General features: G+C 67.4%; 20 protein-coding genes. 14 read left to right on the forward strand and 6 right to left on the reverse strand.

Annotation, left to right across the window (positions count from 1 at the left end; genetic code table 11):
• Positions 1-8: 8 nt before the first annotated feature.
• Both EII34_RS14085 and EII34_RS14090 read right to left on the reverse strand, forming a co-directional pair.
• A complete protein-coding gene (locus EII34_RS14085; RefSeq protein ID WP_124845811.1) occupies positions 9-443 on the reverse strand; it encodes a EutP/PduV family microcompartment system protein in 435 nt (144 codons plus the stop codon).
• Positions 440-793: a BMC domain-containing protein gene (locus EII34_RS14090; RefSeq protein WP_124845812.1), complete on the reverse strand. Its 354-nt coding sequence runs from the start codon at positions 791-793 to the stop codon at positions 440-442. The genes EII34_RS14085 and EII34_RS14090 overlap by 4 nt, the downstream gene beginning before the upstream one ends.
• Positions 794-1001: 208 nt before the next feature.
• Between EII34_RS14090 and EII34_RS14095 the strand changes: the two genes are divergently transcribed.
• Complete coding sequence (locus EII34_RS14095) at positions 1002-1706, forward strand: flavoprotein (RefSeq protein ID WP_185711358.1); 705 nt, start codon at positions 1002-1004, stop codon at positions 1704-1706.
• Here the strand turns inward: EII34_RS14095 and EII34_RS14100 are convergent.
• The gene (locus tag EII34_RS14100; protein WP_124845814.1) at positions 1687-2565 is read right to left on the reverse strand and encodes a hypothetical protein; all 879 of its coding nucleotides are present in this window, start codon (positions 2563-2565) and stop codon (positions 1687-1689) included. The genes EII34_RS14095 and EII34_RS14100 overlap by 20 nt on opposite strands.
• Positions 2566-2637: 72 nt before the next feature.
• On the opposite strand from EII34_RS14100, the gene rimP reads away from it, so the two are divergent.
• Positions 2638-3141 (forward strand): ribosome maturation factor RimP, encoded by a 504-nt coding sequence (gene rimP, locus EII34_RS14105; RefSeq protein ID WP_124845815.1) that lies wholly within the window; start codon positions 2638-2640, stop codon positions 3139-3141.
• Position 3142: 1 nt separating this feature from the next.
• Positions 3143-4111, forward strand: a complete 969-nt coding sequence (nusA, locus tag EII34_RS14110; RefSeq protein ID WP_124845816.1) for a transcription termination factor NusA — start codon at positions 3143-3145, stop codon at positions 4109-4111.
• Between the two features lie 60 nt (positions 4112-4171).
• Here nusA and EII34_RS14115 read toward each other — a convergent pair whose 3' ends face one another.
• On the reverse strand, positions 4172-4747 hold the full coding sequence (locus tag EII34_RS14115; RefSeq protein WP_124845817.1) for a hypothetical protein: 576 nt from the start codon (positions 4745-4747) through the stop codon (positions 4172-4174).
• Between the two features lie 110 nt (positions 4748-4857).
• Between EII34_RS14115 and EII34_RS14120 the strand changes: the two genes are divergently transcribed.
• The 4 genes from EII34_RS14120 (at position 4858) to truB (ending at position 9491) form a co-directional block, all read left to right on the forward strand.
• Positions 4858-5112 carry a YlxR family protein gene (locus EII34_RS14120; RefSeq protein ID WP_124845818.1) on the forward strand — a complete coding sequence of 85 codons (255 nt, stop codon included), beginning with the start codon at positions 4858-4860 and terminating at the stop codon, positions 5110-5112.
• Between the two features lie 191 nt (positions 5113-5303).
• Positions 5304-8183, forward strand: a complete 2880-nt coding sequence (gene infB, locus EII34_RS14125; RefSeq protein ID WP_124845819.1) for a translation initiation factor IF-2 — start codon at positions 5304-5306, stop codon at positions 8181-8183.
• Between the two features lie 13 nt (positions 8184-8196).
• A complete protein-coding gene (gene rbfA, locus EII34_RS14130; protein WP_124845820.1) occupies positions 8197-8631 on the forward strand; it encodes a 30S ribosome-binding factor RbfA in 435 nt (144 codons plus the stop codon).
• Positions 8628-9491, forward strand: coding sequence for a tRNA pseudouridine(55) synthase TruB (gene truB, locus EII34_RS14135; protein ID WP_124845821.1), 864 nt, complete (start codon positions 8628-8630; stop codon positions 9489-9491). Before rbfA ends, truB begins: the two co-directional genes overlap by 4 nt.
• Position 9492: 1 nt before the next feature.
• Here the strand turns inward: truB and EII34_RS14140 are convergent, their stop codons facing one another.
• Positions 9493-10191, reverse strand: a complete 699-nt coding sequence (locus EII34_RS14140) for a FadR/GntR family transcriptional regulator (RefSeq protein WP_124845822.1) — start codon at positions 10189-10191, stop codon at positions 9493-9495.
• A 155-nt stretch (positions 10192-10346) separates the two neighbouring features.
• On the opposite strand from EII34_RS14140, the gene EII34_RS14145 reads away from it, so the two are divergent.
• The 5 genes from EII34_RS14145 (at position 10347) to EII34_RS14165 (ending at position 15970) form a co-directional block, all read left to right on the forward strand.
• Positions 10347-12044, forward strand: coding sequence for an L-lactate permease (locus tag EII34_RS14145; protein ID WP_124845823.1), 1698 nt, complete (start codon positions 10347-10349; stop codon positions 12042-12044).
• Between the two features lie 37 nt (positions 12045-12081).
• Positions 12082-12840, forward strand: coding sequence for a (Fe-S)-binding protein (locus EII34_RS14150; protein WP_124845824.1), 759 nt, complete (start codon positions 12082-12084; stop codon positions 12838-12840).
• Positions 12837-14327, forward strand: a complete 1491-nt coding sequence (locus tag EII34_RS14155; protein ID WP_124845825.1) for a LutB/LldF family L-lactate oxidation iron-sulfur protein — start codon at positions 12837-12839, stop codon at positions 14325-14327. Before EII34_RS14150 ends, EII34_RS14155 begins: the two co-directional genes overlap by 4 nt.
• Positions 14324-14974: a LutC/YkgG family protein gene (locus EII34_RS14160; protein WP_124845826.1), complete on the forward strand. Its 651-nt coding sequence runs from the start codon at positions 14324-14326 to the stop codon at positions 14972-14974. The genes EII34_RS14155 and EII34_RS14160 overlap by 4 nt, the downstream gene beginning before the upstream one ends.
• A 93-nt stretch (positions 14975-15067) precedes the next feature.
• The gene (locus EII34_RS14165; protein ID WP_260425174.1) at positions 15068-15970 is read left to right on the forward strand and encodes a bifunctional riboflavin kinase/FAD synthetase; all 903 of its coding nucleotides are present in this window, start codon (positions 15068-15070) and stop codon (positions 15968-15970) included.
• On the opposite strand, the gene EII34_RS14170 is transcribed toward EII34_RS14165, so the two are convergent.
• A complete protein-coding gene (locus tag EII34_RS14170) occupies positions 15960-16439 on the reverse strand; it encodes a GNAT family N-acetyltransferase (RefSeq protein ID WP_185711359.1) in 480 nt (159 codons plus the stop codon). The two genes, EII34_RS14165 and EII34_RS14170, sit on opposite strands and share 11 nt — an antisense overlap.
• A gap of 203 nt (positions 16440-16642) precedes the next feature.
• Between EII34_RS14170 and rpsO the strand changes: the two genes are divergently transcribed.
• Together rpsO and EII34_RS14180 are read left to right on the forward strand one after the other, a co-directional pair.
• Positions 16643-16906 carry a 30S ribosomal protein S15 gene (gene rpsO / locus EII34_RS14175; RefSeq protein WP_124845849.1) on the forward strand — a complete coding sequence of 88 codons (264 nt, stop codon included), beginning with the start codon at positions 16643-16645 and terminating at the stop codon, positions 16904-16906.
• 266 nt (positions 16907-17172) lie between these two features.
• Positions 17173-19377, forward strand: coding sequence for a polyribonucleotide nucleotidyltransferase (locus tag EII34_RS14180; protein WP_124845829.1), 2205 nt, complete (start codon positions 17173-17175; stop codon positions 19375-19377).
• Positions 19378-19493: the final 116 nt, after the last annotated feature.

Here is a 19493-nt window from a genome sequence, read left to right on the forward strand (position 1 = left end):
TGACATCCTCAGGTGGTCGCGCACAACGCCTCCGCCACCTCGTCGAACCCATCCCCCGTGATCGAGTCCACGGTCAGGATCGGTGTCGCCCCGGCCCGCTGCAGATGCGCGACGGCCTGCTCGATCTGTGCCGGTGAGGCGAGTCCTGTCTTGGTGACGACCCCCAGCACCTCACGGTTGAACGATGAGGCGAAGCCGGGTGGGTAGCGGGTGTCGTCGTTGTCGGCGGCCTGGATCAGGACCACGGTGTCCACGTCGTAGGAGGCCAGCATGAGGGCGTGCTTGTATCGGCCCACCTCGAGGTACTCACCCGGGGTGTCGACGGTGCTGCCGAAGGTCTCGATGGCCTGCGTCTTCGCGTACTCGATGGGCAGGCCCTGCAGGCGCTGTCGGAACGTGGTCTTGCCGGCCCCGATGCTGCCGACCAGCAGGATGTTCCTCATGTCCGGGTCAGCGGTGCCGGGGTGAAGGACAGGATCTCCTGCATTGTCGCGACGATCCCGGTCACCGCGGATTCGACATCGGCCAGCTGTCCGGTGATGAGGAGGGAGCCGGAGAAACGGTCGACGAAGGCCAGTTCGACACCCGCTGCCTTCGTGGCGATGTCCGCTGCGATGACGGCTGCCTCCCCGGGGGTGAGGGTGAGCACCCCGATCGCTCCTCGGGTCCCGGCGGGCAGTCCGATCTTCGGGTACAGGCCCTGGTCGGGATTCGCGATGACATGGGCGAGCGTGACCTGTTTGCCAGGCACGAATTCCTGGATGATCCGCTGCTTGTCGGTCCACTCGGTCATTGACCACTCCGTCTCGAGAAGGCTCTGATGTCCCGCCTCCAGCCACGATAGGCCCCGCCTCGTTCCCTGCGCAATGGTGCTGGGAGCCCGTGGCAACGGCTTTCGTGGTGGTCATGGTTTTCGTCGCAAAGTGGTCCACCACCGAGGTGGTGGACCGTCGTTACAGTTGAGCCGGAGGCAGCCAGCGACGACGAGGGGGCCCGCGACCATGAGTTCGACACCGAGCACGGCACACGGTTCACGGCCCCATGTGCTGGTGCTGTTCTCCGGTGGGCTGCTGGGTTTCGACGACGCCGTCAGGAGTCTTCGTCGGCTCACCTGTGCTGGTTGGCCACTCGACTGGATCCAGACACCGTCCGCCGGCCGCATCCTGGACCAGGAACTGATCGCCTCGATCGGCATGACCGCTGCCGGACCGGAGCTGGTCCGCACCCACGAGGCCCTGCTGCTGCCGACCATGACCGTCAACCTCGCCGCCAAGGTCGCTCACGGCATCGGGGACTGCCTCGCCTCCAACGTGATGGCCGAGTTCATCATGATGGGCAAACCGGTGGTTGCGGCTGTCGACGGCTCCTGCCCTGATTCGGCCGCCAAACGCAGCTGGTTCCCCGACATGCCTGCCGGGTACGCGACGATGTTGCGTGAGAACCTGGGGGGACTCGCCTCCTTCGGGGTGAGCCTCGTTCCGGCCGACCGACTCGATGAGGCGCTGTGTCGGGCCTTGCCCGGGGCGGCCGGGACGACTCCGGGCCCTGGGCATGTCGAGTACCACGATCAGGTGCTCACCGAGGCCGCGGTGACAAGACTCCCGAGGGGCGTGACGGTTCGACTCGCCCGGGGCACCCGAGTCACCGCACTGGCCCAGGATGCCGCACATGAGCGCGGCATCACGCTCAGCCGGTCGGACCGCTGACCCAGCCCGGCCAGGTCGGCAGCTGGGCCCCGGCGGCCTGCGCCTTCGACACCTGGGAGACGGCTGGGTCCACCCAGGAGTCCTGTGTCGCGGCCAATCCCAGCAGACCGCCGAGGACCGCCAGTTCCAGCCCGGCCCAGACGGGGCCGAACGTCGTCGCATCGATGGGTGGTAGCTCGTAGTGGGCGTCCTGGAGTGGCCGGTTCGAACCGATGGCCTCGGTGATCCGGTTCCGCAGCAGACGTACCTCACCACGCCGTGTGGCGACCTGCTCCTTGGCCGGGTCGTCCCGGCCCAGCAGTCCGAGGCCACGTTCCAGTCCCTGCAGCAGGGCCAGCACATGGCTCAAGGTCACGGGGAGCACCTGTGAGGTCGGGACGTCGACGAAACGGGCCGGGGCAGCACCATCGGTCACCGGGGGGAGCGCGGTGTTCCCCAGCCCCGTCGCCCCGGCCAGGATCGACAGGTGGAGCAACCGCATCGCCTGTCCCTCGGCACTCTCCGCAGCACGCAGCGCGGCTGTGGTCGTCGCGGTGAGTGCCTCTGCCAGGCCCTCGGTCGTCCCCGCGGTGGGGGCTGGGAAATGGGGGTCGCCTCCTTCCAACGGCTCGAGCAGGCGTAGTCGCTCCCCCCATTCCTCCACCTGGGCGGTCGCGGCGCCACGCCACGGGTCGGGTTCGTCACCGATGGCCCGTTGCAGTCCCGCCAGGGCGGTGGCGAGCTCGACCACGGCGGGGCCCTGGGTCGGCTCCGCGGGCGCGACGTGCGCCGGGTCGCCGTGGATCGTCGGATCAGGGGCGCATCCGGCGAGGGATGCGATGCCGAGCACGGTGAGCAGTTGGCGACGGTCTAGCGGCATGATCCGCAGTCTAACCACGTTGCGACGTAGGATTGTCGGAAAACCTGACCCACAACCGAATCGGAGTGCGACATGCAAGACAAAGAACTCGTGGCTCTCGTCGAGCCCATCCTGGCGTCTGCCGGGCTGGAGCTCGACAGCCTCGAAGTCACGCCCATCGGAAAGCGGCGCCTCCTGAGGATCACCGTCGACGGTGACGGCCCGATCGGCCGCGGTCCCCTGCTCGATGACATCTCGGCGGCCTCGGCCCAGATCTCGGCCGCCCTGGATGCCACCGACGCCGTCGGTGCTGCTCCCTACACCCTGGAGGTCTCCAGCCGGGGGGTCGGCAAGCCACTCACCGAACCCAAGCACTACCGCCGCAACCATGGACGTCTGGTGAAGCTGACCCTCGCCGATGAGGGGATCACCGGACGGATCGTCGGTGCCAGCGACGACGCCGTCCGACTCCGGGTCGACGGTGCAGAACGTGAGATCCCCCTGGACGACATCCGCAGGGCCGTGGTCCAGGTGGAGATGAATCCGCCGAAGGAATTCGCCCTGCCCGGGGACGACAACGAGGAAGAGGAGGTCTGACATGGACATCGACATGGCTGCGTTGCGCATCATCGAGCGTGACAAGGAGATCCCGATGGACTACCTGGTCAAGACGCTCGAGGACGCACTGCTGAACGCCTACCAGAAGACGGAACATCCGCTCAAGGGCGTCAAGGTCGAGGTGGAGCGCAAGTCCGGGAAGGTGGCCGTGCTCGCCCCGGAGTTCGATGACGACGACAACGTCATCGGTTACTACGACTGCACACCGGAGGACTTCGGTCGGGTTGCGGCCTCCACGGCCAGGCAGGTCATCTTCCAGCGGATCCGTGAGGCCGAGGACGACCAGAAGTACGGACACTTCTCAGGCTCGGAGGGAGACATCCTCACCGGTGTCATCCAGGCCGACCGGGACTCCCGCGCGGTGCGCGTCGACCTGGGAGCACTCGAGGCGATCATGCCGTTGGCCGAGCAGGTGCCCGGTGAGGACTACTCCCACGGGCGAAGGATCCGGGTCTACGTCGTCAGTGTCCGTCGCGAGGCCCGTGGACCACAGGTGGTGGTCTCCCGGACCCACCCGAACCTGGTCCGCAAGTTGTTCGCCCTCGAGGTGCCTGAGATCGCCCAGGGGGTCGTCGAGATCAAGGAGGTCGCACGGGAGGCCGGTCACCGTTCGAAGATCGCGGTGGTCAGTCACAACCCTGACGTCTCCGCGAAGGGGGCCTGCATCGGTCCGATGGGCCAGCGGGTCCGTGCCGTCACCAATGAGTTGAACGACGAGAAGATCGACATCGTGGACTGGTCGGAGGACCCGACGAAGTTCGTCGCTGCCGCACTGTCACCGGCGAAGGTGCTCTCGGTCACGGTCGTCGATCGGACCGCCAACACCTGCCGGGCCATCGTGCCGGACTACCAGCTGTCACTGGCCATCGGTCGGGAAGGCCAGAACGCCCGGCTCGCGGCGCGGTTGACGGGGTGGCGGATCGACATCCAGCCGGACGTCACGACCTGAGGTGAGTCGTGGGGACGCCGGCAGGGGGTGAACCGGCGTCCCCACGAGGTCTCCCAGGGGTCAGCGACGACCACCTCCTCGCACCTCGACGAGGCCGGCCTCGGCCGCCTTCGCGACGGCATCGGCCTCAGCCTGGGTCAAGGTGCCGCCCGTGACGGCCTCGTCGAGGGTCTGCTTCACCCGAGCGGCGCGATCGGCGTCGGCGGCAGCCCGGAGTTCGGACAGTGCCGAGGAGACGGTGGCCTCATCGAGGCCGAGCTTCTCGGCCAGGCCTTTCGCCAGGGCCGTCTCGCGGGTGCTCCTGTCCTCCTGCTGCGGCGGGGTGCCCTGCTCGCTCTTGTCCTGCTTCGTGGGTCTCAGGGATTCCAGGGCCTCCTGGACTGCCTGCTCCTCGACACCGAGCTTCTCGGCCAGGGCCTTGGTGTCGAGACCGCCCCGGTGACCACCTGGGTGGCCCTGTCGGTCACCGCCCTTGACCTGCGGTTTTCCGGGGGCGCTCGACTCCGTGGTGCCGGAGACGCTCGGTTCAGGTGTCGTGGTGGTGTCGGCACTGGCCAGCTGGGCTGCGCCGAGTCCGATCCCGGCGGTTGCCAGGACGGCGGCTCCGGTCATGACGAGCTTCTTCATGGTCGACATACCTCTTTCCTTCCATCAGGCGGTCTCTCCGACTGATGGTTCAACTCTTGACGGCGTTGTTGTGCGGAAGCTGTGCCCGAGCTGCAGAGGAGGTGTGAGATCCTGAGGGGGTGGAACCTCAACGCACCTGCATCGGATGTCGACGACGTGACGACCAGTCCGCGCTGGTGCGCATCGTGCGTGTCGGTGAGGAACTCGTTGACGCCACGCGGCCACGCCTGGAGGGGCGTGGCGCCTATCTGCACCGGGGCTGTCTCCCGGTGGCGCTCAAGCGGCAGGCCTTCCGGCGCTGCTTCGGTGGGGGAGTGAGGCTGTCGACCGCCTTGGAGCAGATGCTCCAGCAGGCCCCTCCGGTTGGCCTTTGACGCCCTTCGCGCGGTAGAATACCCGCTGGCCCTCGTCAAACTCCGCAGGGCCAGTCGTATGTGCAGCCCTGCTGCGCTCCCAGAAAGTGAGTTAACGCTCATGACCACTCGATGAAGTACATGAGATGACCCAGCAAACCAACTAGTGGGCCCTTGGACGTGTGTTCGGCGGCCCTGACACAAGGAGACAAGTGGCCAAGCCCCGCGTCCACGAGATCGCAAAAGAGATCGGGATCACCAGCAAGGAACTTCTCGGGAAGCTCAAGGAGATGGGCGAATTCGTCAGCAGCCCGTCATCGACCCTTGAGGCTCCCGTCGTGCGCAGGATCCGTGAGGCCTACGCCCCGGAGCCCGCGTCCGCCCCCACTCCGGAACCGGCGAAGCCGACGGCTGCCCAGAAGCCCGTTCCCACCCCGAAGGCACCCAAACCGTCAGCCCCTGCGAAGCAGGCTGCCAAGCCGTCGCCCCGTCCGGCTGCCCCGAAACCCGGGGTCGGCGCGGACCCCAGCGCTCCCGCCAAGCCGGTCGCCACACCCGGTGCACCGACGGTGAGTCAGACCGCCGACACCTCGCGACCCACCCCGGCCCCCCGGCCAGGGGCGAACCGTCCCGGTGGCAACCGCCCGGCGACCCCGGGACCGCGACCGACCCCGGGTGCGCCGCGTCAGGAGGAGGCCACCCCTCGTCCCGCGGAGACGGAGAAGACCCCCGCACCCCGTCCGGCGGCGCGTCCCGGACCGCGTCCGGGCCAGGCTCCCGGAGCAGGTGCACGTCGTCCCGGTACCCCACGGCCCGGGAACAACCCCTTCTCCGCGTCCCAGGGCATGGGGGTCGGGCGACCCGGTGCCCAGCGTCGACCTGAGGGCGGTGCGGCAGGCACGGCACCCCGTCCCGGTGAGCAGCAGCGGATGCCACGCCCCGGTGGGACCGGTGGTCTGCCACGCCCGAACCCGGCCATGATGCCGAAGACCCAGAACTCGAACCTCGGGCAGGCTGCCGTGCGGGGTTCCAACCGTCCGGCACCGGGGCGCGGTCGTCCCGGCGGTGGGGGCGGCGGTCGTCCCGGCGGTGGCGGTGGCTTCGGTGGTCCCCCGATGGGCGGCGGCGCGGGTCGTCCCGGTGGCGGCGGCCGTGGCCGTGGTGGATCCACCCAGGGTGCGTTCGGCCGCGGTGGTGCCGGTGGCAGGCGTGGCCGCAAGTCGAAGAAGCAGCGCAGGCAGGAGTTCGATCAGATGGAGGCACCGTCGATCGGCGGTGTGCGCGTCCGCAAGGGCGACGGCCAGACGGTTCGGCTGCGCCGCGGTGCCTCGCTGACGGACCTCGCGGAGAAGATCGGTGTCGAGCCGGCCTCCCTGGTCCAGGTGTTGTTCCACCTGGGTGAGATGGTCACCGCCACCCAGTCGGTCGCCGATGACACCCTGGAGGTGCTGGGGGCGGAACTCGACTACAACATCGAGGTCGTCTCGCCGGAGGACGAGGACCGCGAGCTGCTGGAGTCGTTCGACCTGGAGTTCGGCGAGAACATCGGTGATGAGGACGACCTCCGGGCCCGGCCGCCGGTCGTGACCGTCATGGGTCACGTCGACCACGGCAAGACGAAGCTGCTGGATGCGCTGCGTCACACCAACGTGGTGGCAGGGGAGGCAGGTGGCATCACCCAGGCCATCGGCGCCTACCAGGTGGAGACCGAGGTCGACGGCGAGGAGCGCGCCATCACCTTCATCGACACCCCGGGCCACGAGGCGTTCACCGCGATGCGTGCCCGTGGTGCGAAGTCCACCGACATCGCGGTGCTCGTCGTGGCAGCCGATGACGGTGTGATGCCCCAGACCATCGAGGCCCTCAACCACGCGAAGGCGGCCGACGTGCCGATCGTCGTGGCGGTCAACAAGGTGGACAAGCCGACTGCTGACCCGGTCCGGGTGCGCGGCCAGTTGTCCGAGTTCGGGGTCGTGCCCGAGGAGTACGGCGGCGACACCCAGTTCGTCGATGTCTCCGCGGTCACGAAACAGGGCCTGGACAACCTCCTGGAGGCCATCGTGCTCACCGCCGACGCGGCCCTCGACCTGCGGGCCAACCCGGACATGCCCGCCCAGGGCGTGGCCATCGAGGCCCACCTCGACAAGGGACGCGGCCCTGTGGCCACGGTCCTGGTGCATCGTGGGACCCTGCGGATCGGCGACTCCATCGTCGCCGGTTCGGCCCATGGCCGGGTCCGTGCCCTCATCGACGACCAGGGTGACAACGTCACCGAGGCCCCGCCGTCGATGCCCGTCCAGGTGCTCGGTCTGACCGCGGTTCCGGGAGCCGGTGACAACTTCCTGGTCGTCGAGGACGACCGCAAGGCCCGTCAGATCGCGGACAAGCGTGAGGCACGGATGCGGGCGGCCCAGCAGGCCAAGACGAGCCGTCGCAAGACCCTCGACCAGCTGTTCGACGAACTTCAGAAGGGCGAGACCCAGGAGCTGCTGCTCATCCTCAAGGGTGACGGCGCCGGTTCCGTCGAGGCCCTGGAGGACGCGCTGTCCCAGATCGACGTCGGCGACGAGGTCAGCCTCAGGGTCATCGACCGCGGTGTCGGTGCGATCACCGAGACCAACGTGTCGTTGGCTGCTGCGTCGAAGGCCGTCATCATCGGCTTCAACGTCCGTGCGACGGCCCATGCGGCCCAGCTGGCGGACCGCGAGAACGTGGACATCCGCTACCACTCGGTCATCTACGCCGCCATCGACGAGATCGAGGCAGCCCTCAAGGGCATGCTCAAGCCGATCTTCGCCGAGGAGATCCGTGGTCAGGCCGAGATCCGGGAGATCTTCCGCTCCTCCAAGTTCGGCAACATCGCGGGCTGCATGGTCCTCAGTGGTGCCATCAAGAGGAACCAGAAGGCCAGGCTGCTGCGCGACGGCATCGTCGTGGCGGAGACCTCCATCGCCTCGCTCCGGCGTGAGAAGGACGACGTCACCGAGGTCCGTGAGGGCTTCGAGTGCGGTATGACGCTGGGCGGATACGGCGACATCAAGATCGGGGATGTCGTCGAGACCTTCGAGATGGTCGAGCGCGAGCGCTCCTGACGGAAAGGATGAGATGCCCAATCCAAGGAATGCCAAACTTGCTGACCAGATCAAGGTGATCCTCGCCTCCGCCATCGAGCGGCGGGTGAAGGACCCGAGGCTCGGTTTCGTCACCCTCACCGATGTCAGGCTGACCGGTGACAACCGGGAGGCGACGGTGTTCTACACGGTGATGGGGGATGACTCCGACCGTGCTGGAACGGCTGCCGCGTTGACCTCGGCGACGGGGATGCTGCGATCGACCCTCGGCTCCCAGCTGGGTCTGCGACACACGCCGTCGCTCACCTTCGTGATGGATGCCACCCCTGAGGCGGCGCGCAGCATCGAGGACCTGCTGGCCCGGGCGGCCGCCCAGGATGCGGAGGTGGCCGCGCAGGCCGTCGGCAAGTCCTTCGCGGGTGAGGCGGACCCCTACCAGAGGCCACGCGAGACCGACGAGGACGAGTGACCTCGGCCTCCGGGATCGTCGTCGTCGACAAACCGGCGGGGTTGACCTCACACCAGGTGGTGGGGAGGCTCCGCCGGTTGCTCGGCACGCGGAGGATCGGTCATGCCGGTACCCTCGACCCGATGGCGACCGGGGTGCTGATCCTGGGGGTGAACCGGGCCACCCGGTTGCTCGGTCACCTGGCGCTCCATGACAAGCGGTACCTGGCCACCATCCGTCTGGGGGAGTCATCAACCACCGATGACGCCGACGGTGAGGTGCAGGTCGTCGCCGATGCCAGCGGGCTGGCACCGCAGGAGGTCGAACAGGCCCTGCAGCCGCTCAGGGGGGTCATCTCCCAGGTGCCTTCCGCGGTCTCTGCGATCAAGGTGCGGGGCAGGCGGGCCTACGACCTGGTGCGGCAGGGGGTGGAGGTGGAGCTGAAGGCCCGTGAGGTCGAGGTCTCACGTCTGGAGGTCCTGGCGTCCCGCCCCGGTGACGGTGTGCTGGAGCTGGACGTCGACGTGGAGTGCAGCTCCGGCACCTACATCCGGGCCATCGCCCGTGACCTGGGCGCCTCGCTCGGGGTGGGTGGTCACCTCACCTCGCTGCGTCGTACCCGCATCGGGGCCTATGACCTGTCGCTCGCCGTGGAGCTGGGGGAGGAACCCCCGGAGCTGATGGCGATGGCGACCGCCGCGCGGTTGAGTTTCCCCTGCCTGGATCTGGATGAGGCCACCTCGGCGGATGTCCGGTTCGGCCGTCGCATCACTCGATCGGTTCCGGCGGCCGTCACGGGACTGGTCTCACCGGAAGGTGAGCTGCTGGGGCTCTACCGTCCCGACGGCGAGGGTGCGCGCCCCATCGCGGTGCTGGTGTGACTCACAGTTCAGGTCTGAGGATCGCGTAGGCGCTGCGGATGTGTTCGTCCATCCGTTCAGCGGCGGTTTCCTGGTCACCATCACTGATGGCCTCCAGGATGCCGCGATGCTGACTGCAGAGCGTCGAGCGCAGGTCCTGCCAGTTGGGCATGGCGACGGAGGCGCGGTGGATGGGGTCCCGGAGGGCCAATCTGATGGCGCAGGTGAGATCGCCGATGAAGGAGTGCCGGGCGGCCTGTGCGATCTCGAGGTGGAACTCGGTGTCCAGCAGGTTGAACGGGGTGAGTTCGCACTCGTCGTCCATGCGTGCCATCAGCTCTGACATGCGTTTCAGGGCGGTGGTGTCCCGGTGCCGGGCTGCGAGGGACGCGGTGGCGCGTTCCAGGGCGCTGCGGGTCTCGGTGAGGTCGGCAGCCGAGGTGGTGGTGACCGCCAGGTGGAGGCGGAGGAGCCTGCCCAGGGCCTCGGTGTGGCCGGCGATGATGCGGGTGCCTCGGCCGGGGCCGGGCAGGGACTCGAGGATGCCCTGGGCCTGCAGCACCCGGATGGCCTCACGCACGGCACCACGGCTGACTCCCAGCTGTTCGGCGAGTTCCCGTTCCGAAGGCAGTTTCGTGCCGACGGGGTAGTTCCCCGTCAGCAGCTCGCTCTCGATGTGGTCGAGGGCGAGCTGGTGGGCCTTGCGTTCGTCAATGGACACGCTCTCATTCTGGCACCTCCGAGGTGCCTGATGCAGGCATGTGCGCAGGTCGGTCGGACCTTTTGCCACCCCGACAGCGTGTCGCGAAGCTGGAGATGTTAAGGTCGGACCAATTCGGGTCCGCGGTGGGCCCGGCGGACGATGGAGTTCAACCCATGTGGATCCTGCTGGAGGGCTTCCAACCCTCACTGAACCCGCTGGGGGCCCAATGGCTCTCGGCACTGGTGGCGCTCATCCCGATCGCCTGCATGCTCATCACGCTGGGCGCGCTCAGGTGGAAGGCACACGTGGCAGGTGCCGTCTCCTGGGCACTCGCGTTCCTCGTGGCCGTCCTGGCCTTCAAGATGCCCGCCCTCATGGCGCTGTCGACCAGCGTCCACGGTTTCATCTACGGCCTGTTCCCCATTGTGTGGATCCTGCTCATGGCGATCTGGATGTACCAGGTGACGGTCATCTCAGGACGCTTCGAGGACCTGCGCAACACCTTCTTCCTCATCAGCGACGACCCCCGGGTGCTGGGACTGCTGATCGCCTTCTGCTTCGGTGGTCTGCTGGAGGCCCTGGCCGGTTTCGGGGCTCCCGTCGCCATCACTGCGGTGATGCTCGTGGCCATCGGTTTCTCCAAGATCCGGGCGGCTCTGATCGCCCTGCTGGCCAACACGGTTCCCGTGGCCTTCGGTGCCGTCGGTCTTCCGGTGCTGATGGCCGCGAAGACCGGTGGGTTCGGGGACAACGTGCTGGCGATCTCGCCGATCACGGGTCAGATCACCGCGATGCTCTGCCTCGTGGTGCCCTTCCTGCTGCTGGCGGTCATGGACGGCAAGCAGGGGGTCACGCAGTGCTGGCCCGTCGGGCTCGTCGTCGGCATCACCTTCGGCGTGGTCAAGTGGATCGTCTCGGCCACCCCGCTGTACAACCTGACCGAGCTCATCGCCGCCGTGGTCACCGTCGGTGTGGCCATCGTCTTCACCCGCGTCTGGAAGGCCCAGGGTGGGGCGGAGGCCATCCCCCGCATCGGTCAGGCGGTCGATCCGGAACTGGAGACCGAGCCGGTCGAGGCCCAGGCACCCGACACCTCCAACCTCACCGGCGGCCGCATCTTCATGGCCCTCGTGCCCTACCTCATGGTCATCGTGATCTTTGGTCTGGCAGCCGTCCCGGCCATCAAGAGCTTCTTGAAGAAGGGGGACATCGCGTTCGCCTGGCCGGGGCTCGACGGGCTCCTCGACGTGAATGGCGCTGCTTCCTCGCACCAGAGCTACACCTTCGCCTGGGCATCGACCCCGGGCATCCTGCTCGCCCTGGTGGCGGTGTTGACCGCAGTGGTCTACCGGGTCTCGGTGTCGGACCTGTTCAAGGAGCTGTGGGTCAATGTCAAGAAGATGAAGTTCGCCATGCTGACCATCGGCTCGGTGGTGGCCCTGGCCTACGTGATGGGCGACTCCGGTCAGACGCTGGCACTCGGCATGTTCTTCGCCGGGGCAGGAGCCATCTACCCATTCTTCGCGCCTGTGCTCGGCTGGATCGGCACCTATGTCACCGGCTCCGACACCTCGGCCAACATCCTGTTCTCCAACCTCCAGTCCGGTGTGGGTCAGCAGATCGGTGATGCCTCGGCGCTGGGCGTGGAGAAGATGCGGGCCCTGCTCGTCGGCTCCAATGCCGCCGGCGGTGTCGTGGGCAAGATGATCTCGCCACAGTCCCTCGCGATCGCCGCCAGCGCAATCGGCCTGGCCGGCAGCGAGTCGGCCATCCTGCGCCGCATCATCGCCTGGAGCTTCATCCTGCTCATCCTGCTCTGCGTGATCTCCGGGTTGATGTCCACCCCGGTGCTCAGCTGGCTGCTTCCCTGAACCCCTACTGGACTGCCTCGTCAACAAGGAGAGAGACATGGCACCTGGAACCGGAAAGACGGTGGCCCTGTTCGCCACCTGTCTCAACGACACGCTGTTCCCCACCACCCCCATCGCGGTGGTCAAGGTGTTGGAGCGCCTCGGCTGCACGGTCGTGTTCCCCAAGGAGCAGACCTGCTGTGGGCAGATGCACACCAACACCGGCTACTTCAAGGAGGCCCTGACCTCCGTGAAGAGCTACGCCCGGGCCTTCGAGGGTTACGACTACATCGTCGGGCCGTCCGGCTCCTGCGTCGGTGCGGTGCGACACCAGCACCCGATGCTCGCCGAACGTGCCGGTGACGCGGGACTGAAGAAGACCGCGGATGAGCTGGTGAAGCGTTCCTACGACTTCACGGAGTTCCTCGTCGACGTGCTCGGTGTCACCGATGTCGGTGCGTACTTCCCGCACCGCGTCACCTACCACCCGACCTGCCACTCCGCACGTGTGGCGAAGGTGGGGGACCGGCCCTACCAGCTGCTCCAGGCGGTTCGGGGCATCGATCTGGCACCACTGCCCGATGCGGACCAATGCTGCGGCTTCGGTGGGACGTTCTCCGTCAAGAACCCCGATGTCTCCGTCGCGATGGGCTCTGACAAGGCCCGCAACGTCAAGTCGACGGGCGCGGAGTACGTCGTCACCGGCGACAACGCCTGCCTGATGCACATCACCGGCCTGCTCCACCGGATGAAGGCCGGGGTCAAGCCGATCCACCTGGCCGAGATCCTGGCCCACACGGAAGGAGAAGCAGCATGACCGTCACCGAGACTCGCAGGCGACTCACCCCGGCACCACCGTCCGGCACCTATCTGGGGATGCCCGCCTTCCCGAAGGCCGTCAAGAGTGCACTGGACAACCAGCAGCTGCGCAAGAACCTCCACCACGCCACCTCCGTGATCCGTGCCAAGCGGGCCACTCGCGCCTCAGAGGTGGCGAACTGGGAGGAACTGCGCGAGGCCGGGGAGCAGATCAAGAACCGGGTGGGGCGGCACCTCGACCAGTACCTGATCCAGGCCGAGGCCGCCATGACCGCCGCCGGCATCAAGGTCCACTGGGCCCGCGACGCCGAGGAGGCGAACCGGATCGTCATCGACCTGGTGCGCAGCAAGAACACCCAGGAGGTGGTCAAGATCAAGTCGATGGCCACCCAGGAGATCGACCTCAACGAGGCCCTGGAGGAGGCAGGGATCGCCTCCTGGGAGACCGATCTGGCCGAGCTCATCGTCCAGCTGGGCCACGACCGGCCGTCCCACATCCTCGTGCCGGCCATCCACCGCAACCGCTCCGAGGTCCGGGAGATCTTCCTGGAGGAGATGGGACAGTGGGGCACCCCCGCACCCGAGGGCATCAGTGACAACCCGCCGGAACTGGCGGGCGCGGCCCGCACGCACCTCAGGGAGAAGTTCCTGCGCGCCAAGGTGGCCGTCTCGGGCGGCAACTTCATCGTCGCGGAGACGGGCTCGCTGGTCATCGTCGAGTCCGAGGGCAACGGACGCATGTGTCTGACCCTGCCGGAGACCCTCATCTCCGTGGTGGGCATCGAGAAGCTCGTGCCGACCTTCGAGGACCTCGAGGTGTTCCTGCGGCTGCTGCCGCGAAGCTCCACCGGTGAGCGGATGAACCCGTACACCTCCATCTGGACCGGTGTCACCCCCGGCGACGGCCCGCAGGACCTGCACGTCGTGCTCCTCGACAACGGCCGCACCAAGGTGCTCTCCGACCCGGTGGGTCGGGAGGCGCTGCGCTGCATCCGCTGCTCGGCGTGCATGAACGTGTGCCCCGTCTACGAGCGGGTCGGAGGGCACTCCTACGGCTCGGTCTACCCCGGCCCCATCGGCGCCATCCTCACCCCTCAGTTGCGAGGGGTCGCCTCCGATGTCGACAAGTCCCTGCCCTACGCCTCCACGTTGTGCGGTGCCTGCAATGACGTGTGTCCGGTGAAGATCCCGATCTCGGACATCCTGGTCCACATGCGCAACAAGGTGGTGCAGAAGAAGACCGCACATCGCCCGACGGTCGAGTCGCTGATCTTCAAGGTGGTGGCCTGGATCTTCGCGAAGGGACGCAACCTGGCCTTCATCCAGTTCTTCAGCAAGATGGCGGGACGACTGTTCCGCAAACGGTCCCACTTCGGTCCACTGCCATGGCCGGCCTCCGGGTGGAGCAATGCCCGTGACCTGCCCGTACCACCGAAACAGACCTTCCGTGACTGGTGGAAGGAACGAGAGGAGGCCTCGAAGTGAGCGCACGTGAGGAGATCCTGGCCCGGATCCGTGAGGCCACCAAGGACATCAAGGAGAAGGACCCGGTCAAGGACGTCCCCGTCACCTGGGCCTACGACCAGCCCACCCCGCTGGAGGACGTCCTGGAGACCTTCGTCGAGAACATCCTCGACTACAAGGCCCGCATCACCCGCACCCCGGCCTCGGGCACGGGTGAGGCCATCGTCACCGCCCTGAAGGAACTGGGGGCACGCACCGTCGTGATCCCCGACGGTGCCCCTCAGGGCTGGGTCGATGCCGTGACGGTGGCGGGTCTGGAGGTGGTGCGCGACACCCAGCTGAGCCACCAGCAGCTCAACGACATCGACGCGGTGCTCACCGGCTCCGCGGTCTCGATGGCGGAGACCGGGACCATCGCGCTGGACCACTCGGCTGACCAGGGACGGCGTGCCCTGACGCTGGTCCCGGACCGTCACGTGTGCGTGGTTCGTGCCGAGACGGTGGTCTCGGACGTCCCCGAAGCGGTCCACCGGTTGAAGCCCGCCGTCGTCGCCGGTCAGCCCGTCACCTGGATCAGTGGCGGCTCGGCGACCAGTGACATCGAGCTGAGCCGGGTCGAGGGAGTGCACGGACCCCGGCAGCTGTACGTCGTGCTCGAGGAGGGCTGAGACGCTCGGACGAACGCCGCCCGGTACGACCGTACCGGGCGGCGTTCGTGCATGCGGGTGCGAGTGAGGTCCGCGCCAGCTAACGTATGGGCCGTGAATCGTGGAAACCGCATCGTGGCCATCGGCAACTTCGATGGTGTCCACCGTGGTCATCAGAGCGTCCTGCAGGCCGAGCGTGGTGATGACGAGCTCGTCGTCATCACCTTCTGGCCACACCCGTTGACGGTGCTTCGCCCGGAGGCCGCGCCGAAACTCGTGACCGGTCTCGAGCAACGCATCGATCTGCTCAAGGCTGCGGGAGCACGTGAGGTGCGGGTGGTGCGCTTCGACGAGAAGGTGGCCGCGATGAGTCCCGAGGAGTTCGTCGAGCGGTTCGTGGTGCCCCTGGAACCACGGGTGGTGGTGGTGGGGGAGAACTTCCGGTTCGGGCACCGGGCCGCAGGCGATGTCGCTGCCCTGCGTGAGCTGGCCGCCGGACGTTTCGAGGTCCGTGCCCTCGAGCTCGCGGCCCTCCATGAGCAGACCACGTGCTCCAGCCTGATCCGCAGCGCCCTGGACTCCGGGGACGTCGAACTGGTGGCCGAGCACCTCGGTCGTTGGTTCCGGTTCAGCGGGGTCGTGGTGGTCGGCGACCAGCGGGGACGGGAGCTGGGGTTCCCCACCGCGAACCTCATCGTCCCGGATGAGATGGTGGTGCCTGCCGACGGTGTCTACGCGGGGTGGCTGACCCCCCGGGGAGGGGAGCGACTGCCCGCGGCGATCTCCGTCGGCTCGAACCCGACCTTCGAGGGCGTCGACCGTCGGGTGGAGACCCATGTCCTGGACCGGGTGGACCTGGAGCTGTACGGGGTGCACATCGACGTGGACTTCGTGGCCAGACTGCGCGGTCAGGTGCGTTTCGACGGGGTCGAGCAGTTGATCGACCAGATGCAGCTCGACGTCGCGGAGTGCCGCAGGCTCCTCGGACTGTCGGAGGCGGGTCCGGTCAGCTCGTGAACAGGGACTTCCTGTAGATCGCGTAGTGGCGGCTGGGTTCCAGGCCCTCGACGACCTGGGGCACCTCGGGGGTCTCCACCAGGATGTGCTCCCCGGTGGGCAGGTAGTCCAGCGACACGTAGAGCGGGATCGCCTTCTCGTTGTTGGGGTCCACCGCCAGGTGGACCTCGCGGTACCCGGCGGAGCGGGCCTGGTCCTCGACCCAGGAGGTCAGGGCGCGTCCGGCACCGCGACGACGTGCCCGGGGCTGGACGAACATGTTGCGCAGCTCGGGCACCAGGGCCTCGGGGCCGAAGTCGAGCAGGGCCGTACCGAGCAGTTCCTCACCCTCGACGGCGACGGCGAAGATCAGGGTTCCGGCCCTGGCGGCAGCGAAGTGCTCGTCGACCAGGCCGAGTTCCGGGCGCACCTGCTGTTCCCGCAGCGCGGGCAGGTCGGCTTCGGTGACGGGGCGGACGATGACGGCCATGGCAGGGTCCTCTCGTGTGGAGCGAATAGCCGTCACCTTAGCGTCTGTCCTCATCGGGGTCAGCCGGATGGGCGACGATTGGGTGCCAGCGGCATCCGGTGATAGTCTGTCGTAGTTGCCGTAGATCGGCCACGGTCTTGTAAGAGCCCCGACAGCACCCGCGACGGGGGCGCCGTGCAGCGAACCGGAAGGAGCCCATGGACATGGATGCTGCCGAGAAGAAGAAGATCATCGAAGAGTACGCCAAGACCCCGGGTGACACCGGATCGCCGGACGTGCAGATCGCCCTGCTGACCAAGCGGATCTCCCACCTGACGGAGCACCTCAAGGTCCACAAGGGTGACCACCACAGCCGTCGTGGTCTGATGCTGATGGTCGGCCAGCGCCGCCGTCTGCTCAACTACGTGGCCCGTGAGGACGTCGAGCACTACCGCGAGCTCATCGCCCGCCTCGGCCTGCGTCGTTGATCTGAGCATCTCCTCAGCACCTGAAGTGGCAGCCCCACCCTCGTGGGGCTGCCGCTCGTGCATTCTGACGGGAAACCGGTAGGATTTCCGTTGAACAATTCCACGTCAAATCGTCTCAGCTGCTCGCCAGGAGGTCTCACCTGGTCCTCGGTAGTGGCTCTCGGGTCCGGTGACGGCCCCGCGCGCCTCGATCGAAGGCCGGTGGAACTGGCGGCCTGGCCGTGACCTGCGGGCAGCCAAACCACCGAAAGGAGCCAGCTTTGTCCATGGAAGGACCTGGTCTCGAATACACCGAAGCCGTCATCGACAACGGCAAGTACGGTCGTCACGTCATTCGTTTCGAATCCGGCATCCTCGCCCAGCAGGCCGATGGATCCGCGGCCGTGTACCTGGACGGCGACACGATGTTGCTCGCCGCGACGACCGCGGCCAAGGCGCCGCGTGACGCCATCGACTTCTTCCCGCTCACCGTCGACATCGAGGAGCGGATGTATGCTGCCGGGCGCATCCCCGGCTCGTTCTTCCGTCGCGAGGGACGCCCCGGCGAGGCCGCCATCCTGGCTGCCCGGCTCATCGACCGACCCCTGCGTCCTGCCTTCGTCAAGGGGCTGCGCAACGAGGTCCAGGTCATCGTCGACGTCCTGTCGCTGAACCCGAAGCACTACTACGATGTCGTGGCCATCAACGCGGCCTCGATGTCCACCACGCTGGCCGGGCTGCCGTTCTCCGGTCCCATCGGTGGTATCCGCATCGCCCTGATCGACGAGACCTGGGTGTGCTTCCCGACGGTCGAGCAGGTGGCCCGTTCCTCCTTCCAGATGGTGGTCGCGGGGCGGGTGCTGGCCGACGGCGACGTGGCGATCATGATGGTCGAGGCCGGTGGTACCGAGGCCACCTGGGAGAACGTCCGCGCCGGGAAGACCGCGCCCACCGAGGAGGTCGTCGGCCAGGGGCTGGAGGCCGCGAAGCCGTTCATCAAGATCCTCTGTGACGCCCAGTCGGAGCTGAAGGCCAAGCTGCCGAAGGAGACCTACGACTTCCCGGTCTTCCGCGACTACGAGGACGATGTCTTCGCCGCCGTCGAGGAATTGGCCTCGACGAGGATCGCCGAGGCCATGCAGATCCCCGGCAAACAGGACCGGGACGAGGCCACCCACGCCATCCGCGCCGATGTCACCGAGCAGCTCGCGGAGAGGTTCGAGGATCGGGGCAACGAGATCTCAGCTGCGTTGAAGTCGTTGACGAAGCAGATCGTGCGTCACCGCACCCTCACCGAGGGGATTCGCATCGACGGACGCGGCACCCGGGACATCCGTACCCTGTCGGCGGAGGTCGCTGTCATCCCCCGGGTCCACGGTTCGGCCCTGTTCCAGCGTGGCGAGACCCAGATCCTCGGTGTCTCGACACTCAACATGCTGGACCTGGAACAGAAGATCGACTCCCTGTCCCCGGAGACGACCAAGCGCTACATGCACAACTACAACTTCCCGCCGTTCTCGACGGGTGAGACGGGACGCGTCGGTTCCCCGAAGCGTCGTGAGATCGGTCACGGGGCACTGGCGGAGCGGGCCCTGTTCCCGGTGCTGCCGACCCGTGAGGAGTTCCCCTACGCCATCCGTCAGGTCTCCGAGGCACTGGGGTCGAACGGTTCCACCTCGATGGGGTCGGTGTGCGCCTCGACGTTGTCCCTGCTCAATGCGGGCGTCCCGCTGAAGGCTCCCGTCGCCGGCATCGCCATGGGTCTGATGAGCGAGGAGATCGACGGTGAGACGAAGTACGTGGCGCTCACCGACATCCTGGGGGCCGAGGACGCCCTGGGTGACATGGACTTCAAGGTGGCCGGCACCAAGGACTTCGTGACGGCGTTGCAGCTCGACACGAAACTCAACGGCATTCCCGCGGCTGAGCTGCAGAAGGCACTGCTCCAGGCCCGCGAGGCCCGCCACACCCTGCTCGAGGTGATGGGTGAGGCCATCGACACCCCGGATGAGATGAGCCCGTACGCTCCGCGCATCGTGACCATCCGCATCCCGGTGGACAAGATCGGTGAGGTCATCGGCCCCAAGGGCAAGGTCATCAACCAGATCCAGGACGACACGGGCGCGAACATCGCCATCGAGGACGACGGCACGATCTACGTCGGGGCCGAGACCGGCGAGGCCGCGGAGGCCGCCGTCGCCGCGATCAACGCGATCGCGAACCCGCACCTGCCGGAGAAGGGCGAGCGTTACCTCGGCACGGTGGTGAAGATCACCACGTTCGGCGCCTTCGTCTCGCTGCTGCCCGGCAAGGACGGTCTGCTGCACATCAGCAAGCTGCGTGCCCTGGCCGGTGGCAAGCGGGTGGAGGACGTCGAGGACGTGGTCTCGGTCGGTCAGAAGCTGCAGGTGGAGATCTCCGAGATCGACGACCGCGGCAAGCTGAGCCTGATCCCCGTGGTGGAGGAGTCCGAGGACTCCGAGAAGGAATGACGGTGTGACAGTGACGGCCGGGAGCGGGTGCGCTCCCGGCCGTCCTGCCTGTTCGGGTCCTGTGAGCCGTGAAAACTGGTTGACTGGTGCCCTGTCGATGATGGAAGGGAAGACAG

Origin of the sequence: Arachnia propionica (genome assembly GCF_003859805.1) — a bacterium.
GTDB lineage: Bacteria > Actinomycetota > Actinomycetes > Propionibacteriales > Propionibacteriaceae > Arachnia > Arachnia propionica_C.

What these genes read in the sequence shown, in the direction of transcription:
- EII34_RS14085 (WP_124845811.1), bottom strand. Translation starts at nt 443, where the DNA reads ATGAGGAACATCCTGCTGGTCGGCAGCATCGGGGCCGGCAAGACCACG.
- EII34_RS14090 (WP_124845812.1), bottom strand. Translation starts at nt 793, where the DNA reads ATGACCGAGTGGACCGACAAGCAGCGGATCATCCAGGAATTCGTGCCT.
- EII34_RS14095 (WP_185711358.1), top strand. Translation starts at nt 1,002, where the DNA reads ATGAGTTCGACACCGAGCACGGCACACGGTTCACGGCCCCATGTGCTG.
- EII34_RS14100 (WP_124845814.1), bottom strand. Translation starts at nt 2,565, where the DNA reads ATGCCGCTAGACCGTCGCCAACTGCTCACCGTGCTCGGCATCGCATCC.
- rimP (WP_124845815.1), top strand. Translation starts at nt 2,638, where the DNA reads ATGCAAGACAAAGAACTCGTGGCTCTCGTCGAGCCCATCCTGGCGTCT.
- nusA (WP_124845816.1), top strand. Translation starts at nt 3,143, where the DNA reads ATGGACATCGACATGGCTGCGTTGCGCATCATCGAGCGTGACAAGGAG.
- EII34_RS14115 (WP_124845817.1), bottom strand. Translation starts at nt 4,747, where the DNA reads ATGTCGACCATGAAGAAGCTCGTCATGACCGGAGCCGCCGTCCTGGCA.
- rbfA (WP_124845820.1), top strand. Translation starts at nt 8,197, where the DNA reads ATGCCCAATCCAAGGAATGCCAAACTTGCTGACCAGATCAAGGTGATC.
- EII34_RS14145 (WP_124845823.1), top strand. Translation starts at nt 10,347, where the DNA reads ATGTGGATCCTGCTGGAGGGCTTCCAACCCTCACTGAACCCGCTGGGG.
- EII34_RS14150 (WP_124845824.1), top strand. Translation starts at nt 12,082, where the DNA reads ATGGCACCTGGAACCGGAAAGACGGTGGCCCTGTTCGCCACCTGTCTC.
- EII34_RS14155 (WP_124845825.1), top strand. Translation starts at nt 12,837, where the DNA reads ATGACCGTCACCGAGACTCGCAGGCGACTCACCCCGGCACCACCGTCC.
- EII34_RS14170 (WP_185711359.1), bottom strand. Translation starts at nt 16,439, where the DNA reads ATGGCCGTCATCGTCCGCCCCGTCACCGAAGCCGACCTGCCCGCGCTG.
- rpsO (WP_124845849.1), top strand. Translation starts at nt 16,643, where the DNA reads ATGGATGCTGCCGAGAAGAAGAAGATCATCGAAGAGTACGCCAAGACC.
- EII34_RS14180 (WP_124845829.1), top strand. Translation starts at nt 17,173, where the DNA reads ATGGAAGGACCTGGTCTCGAATACACCGAAGCCGTCATCGACAACGGC.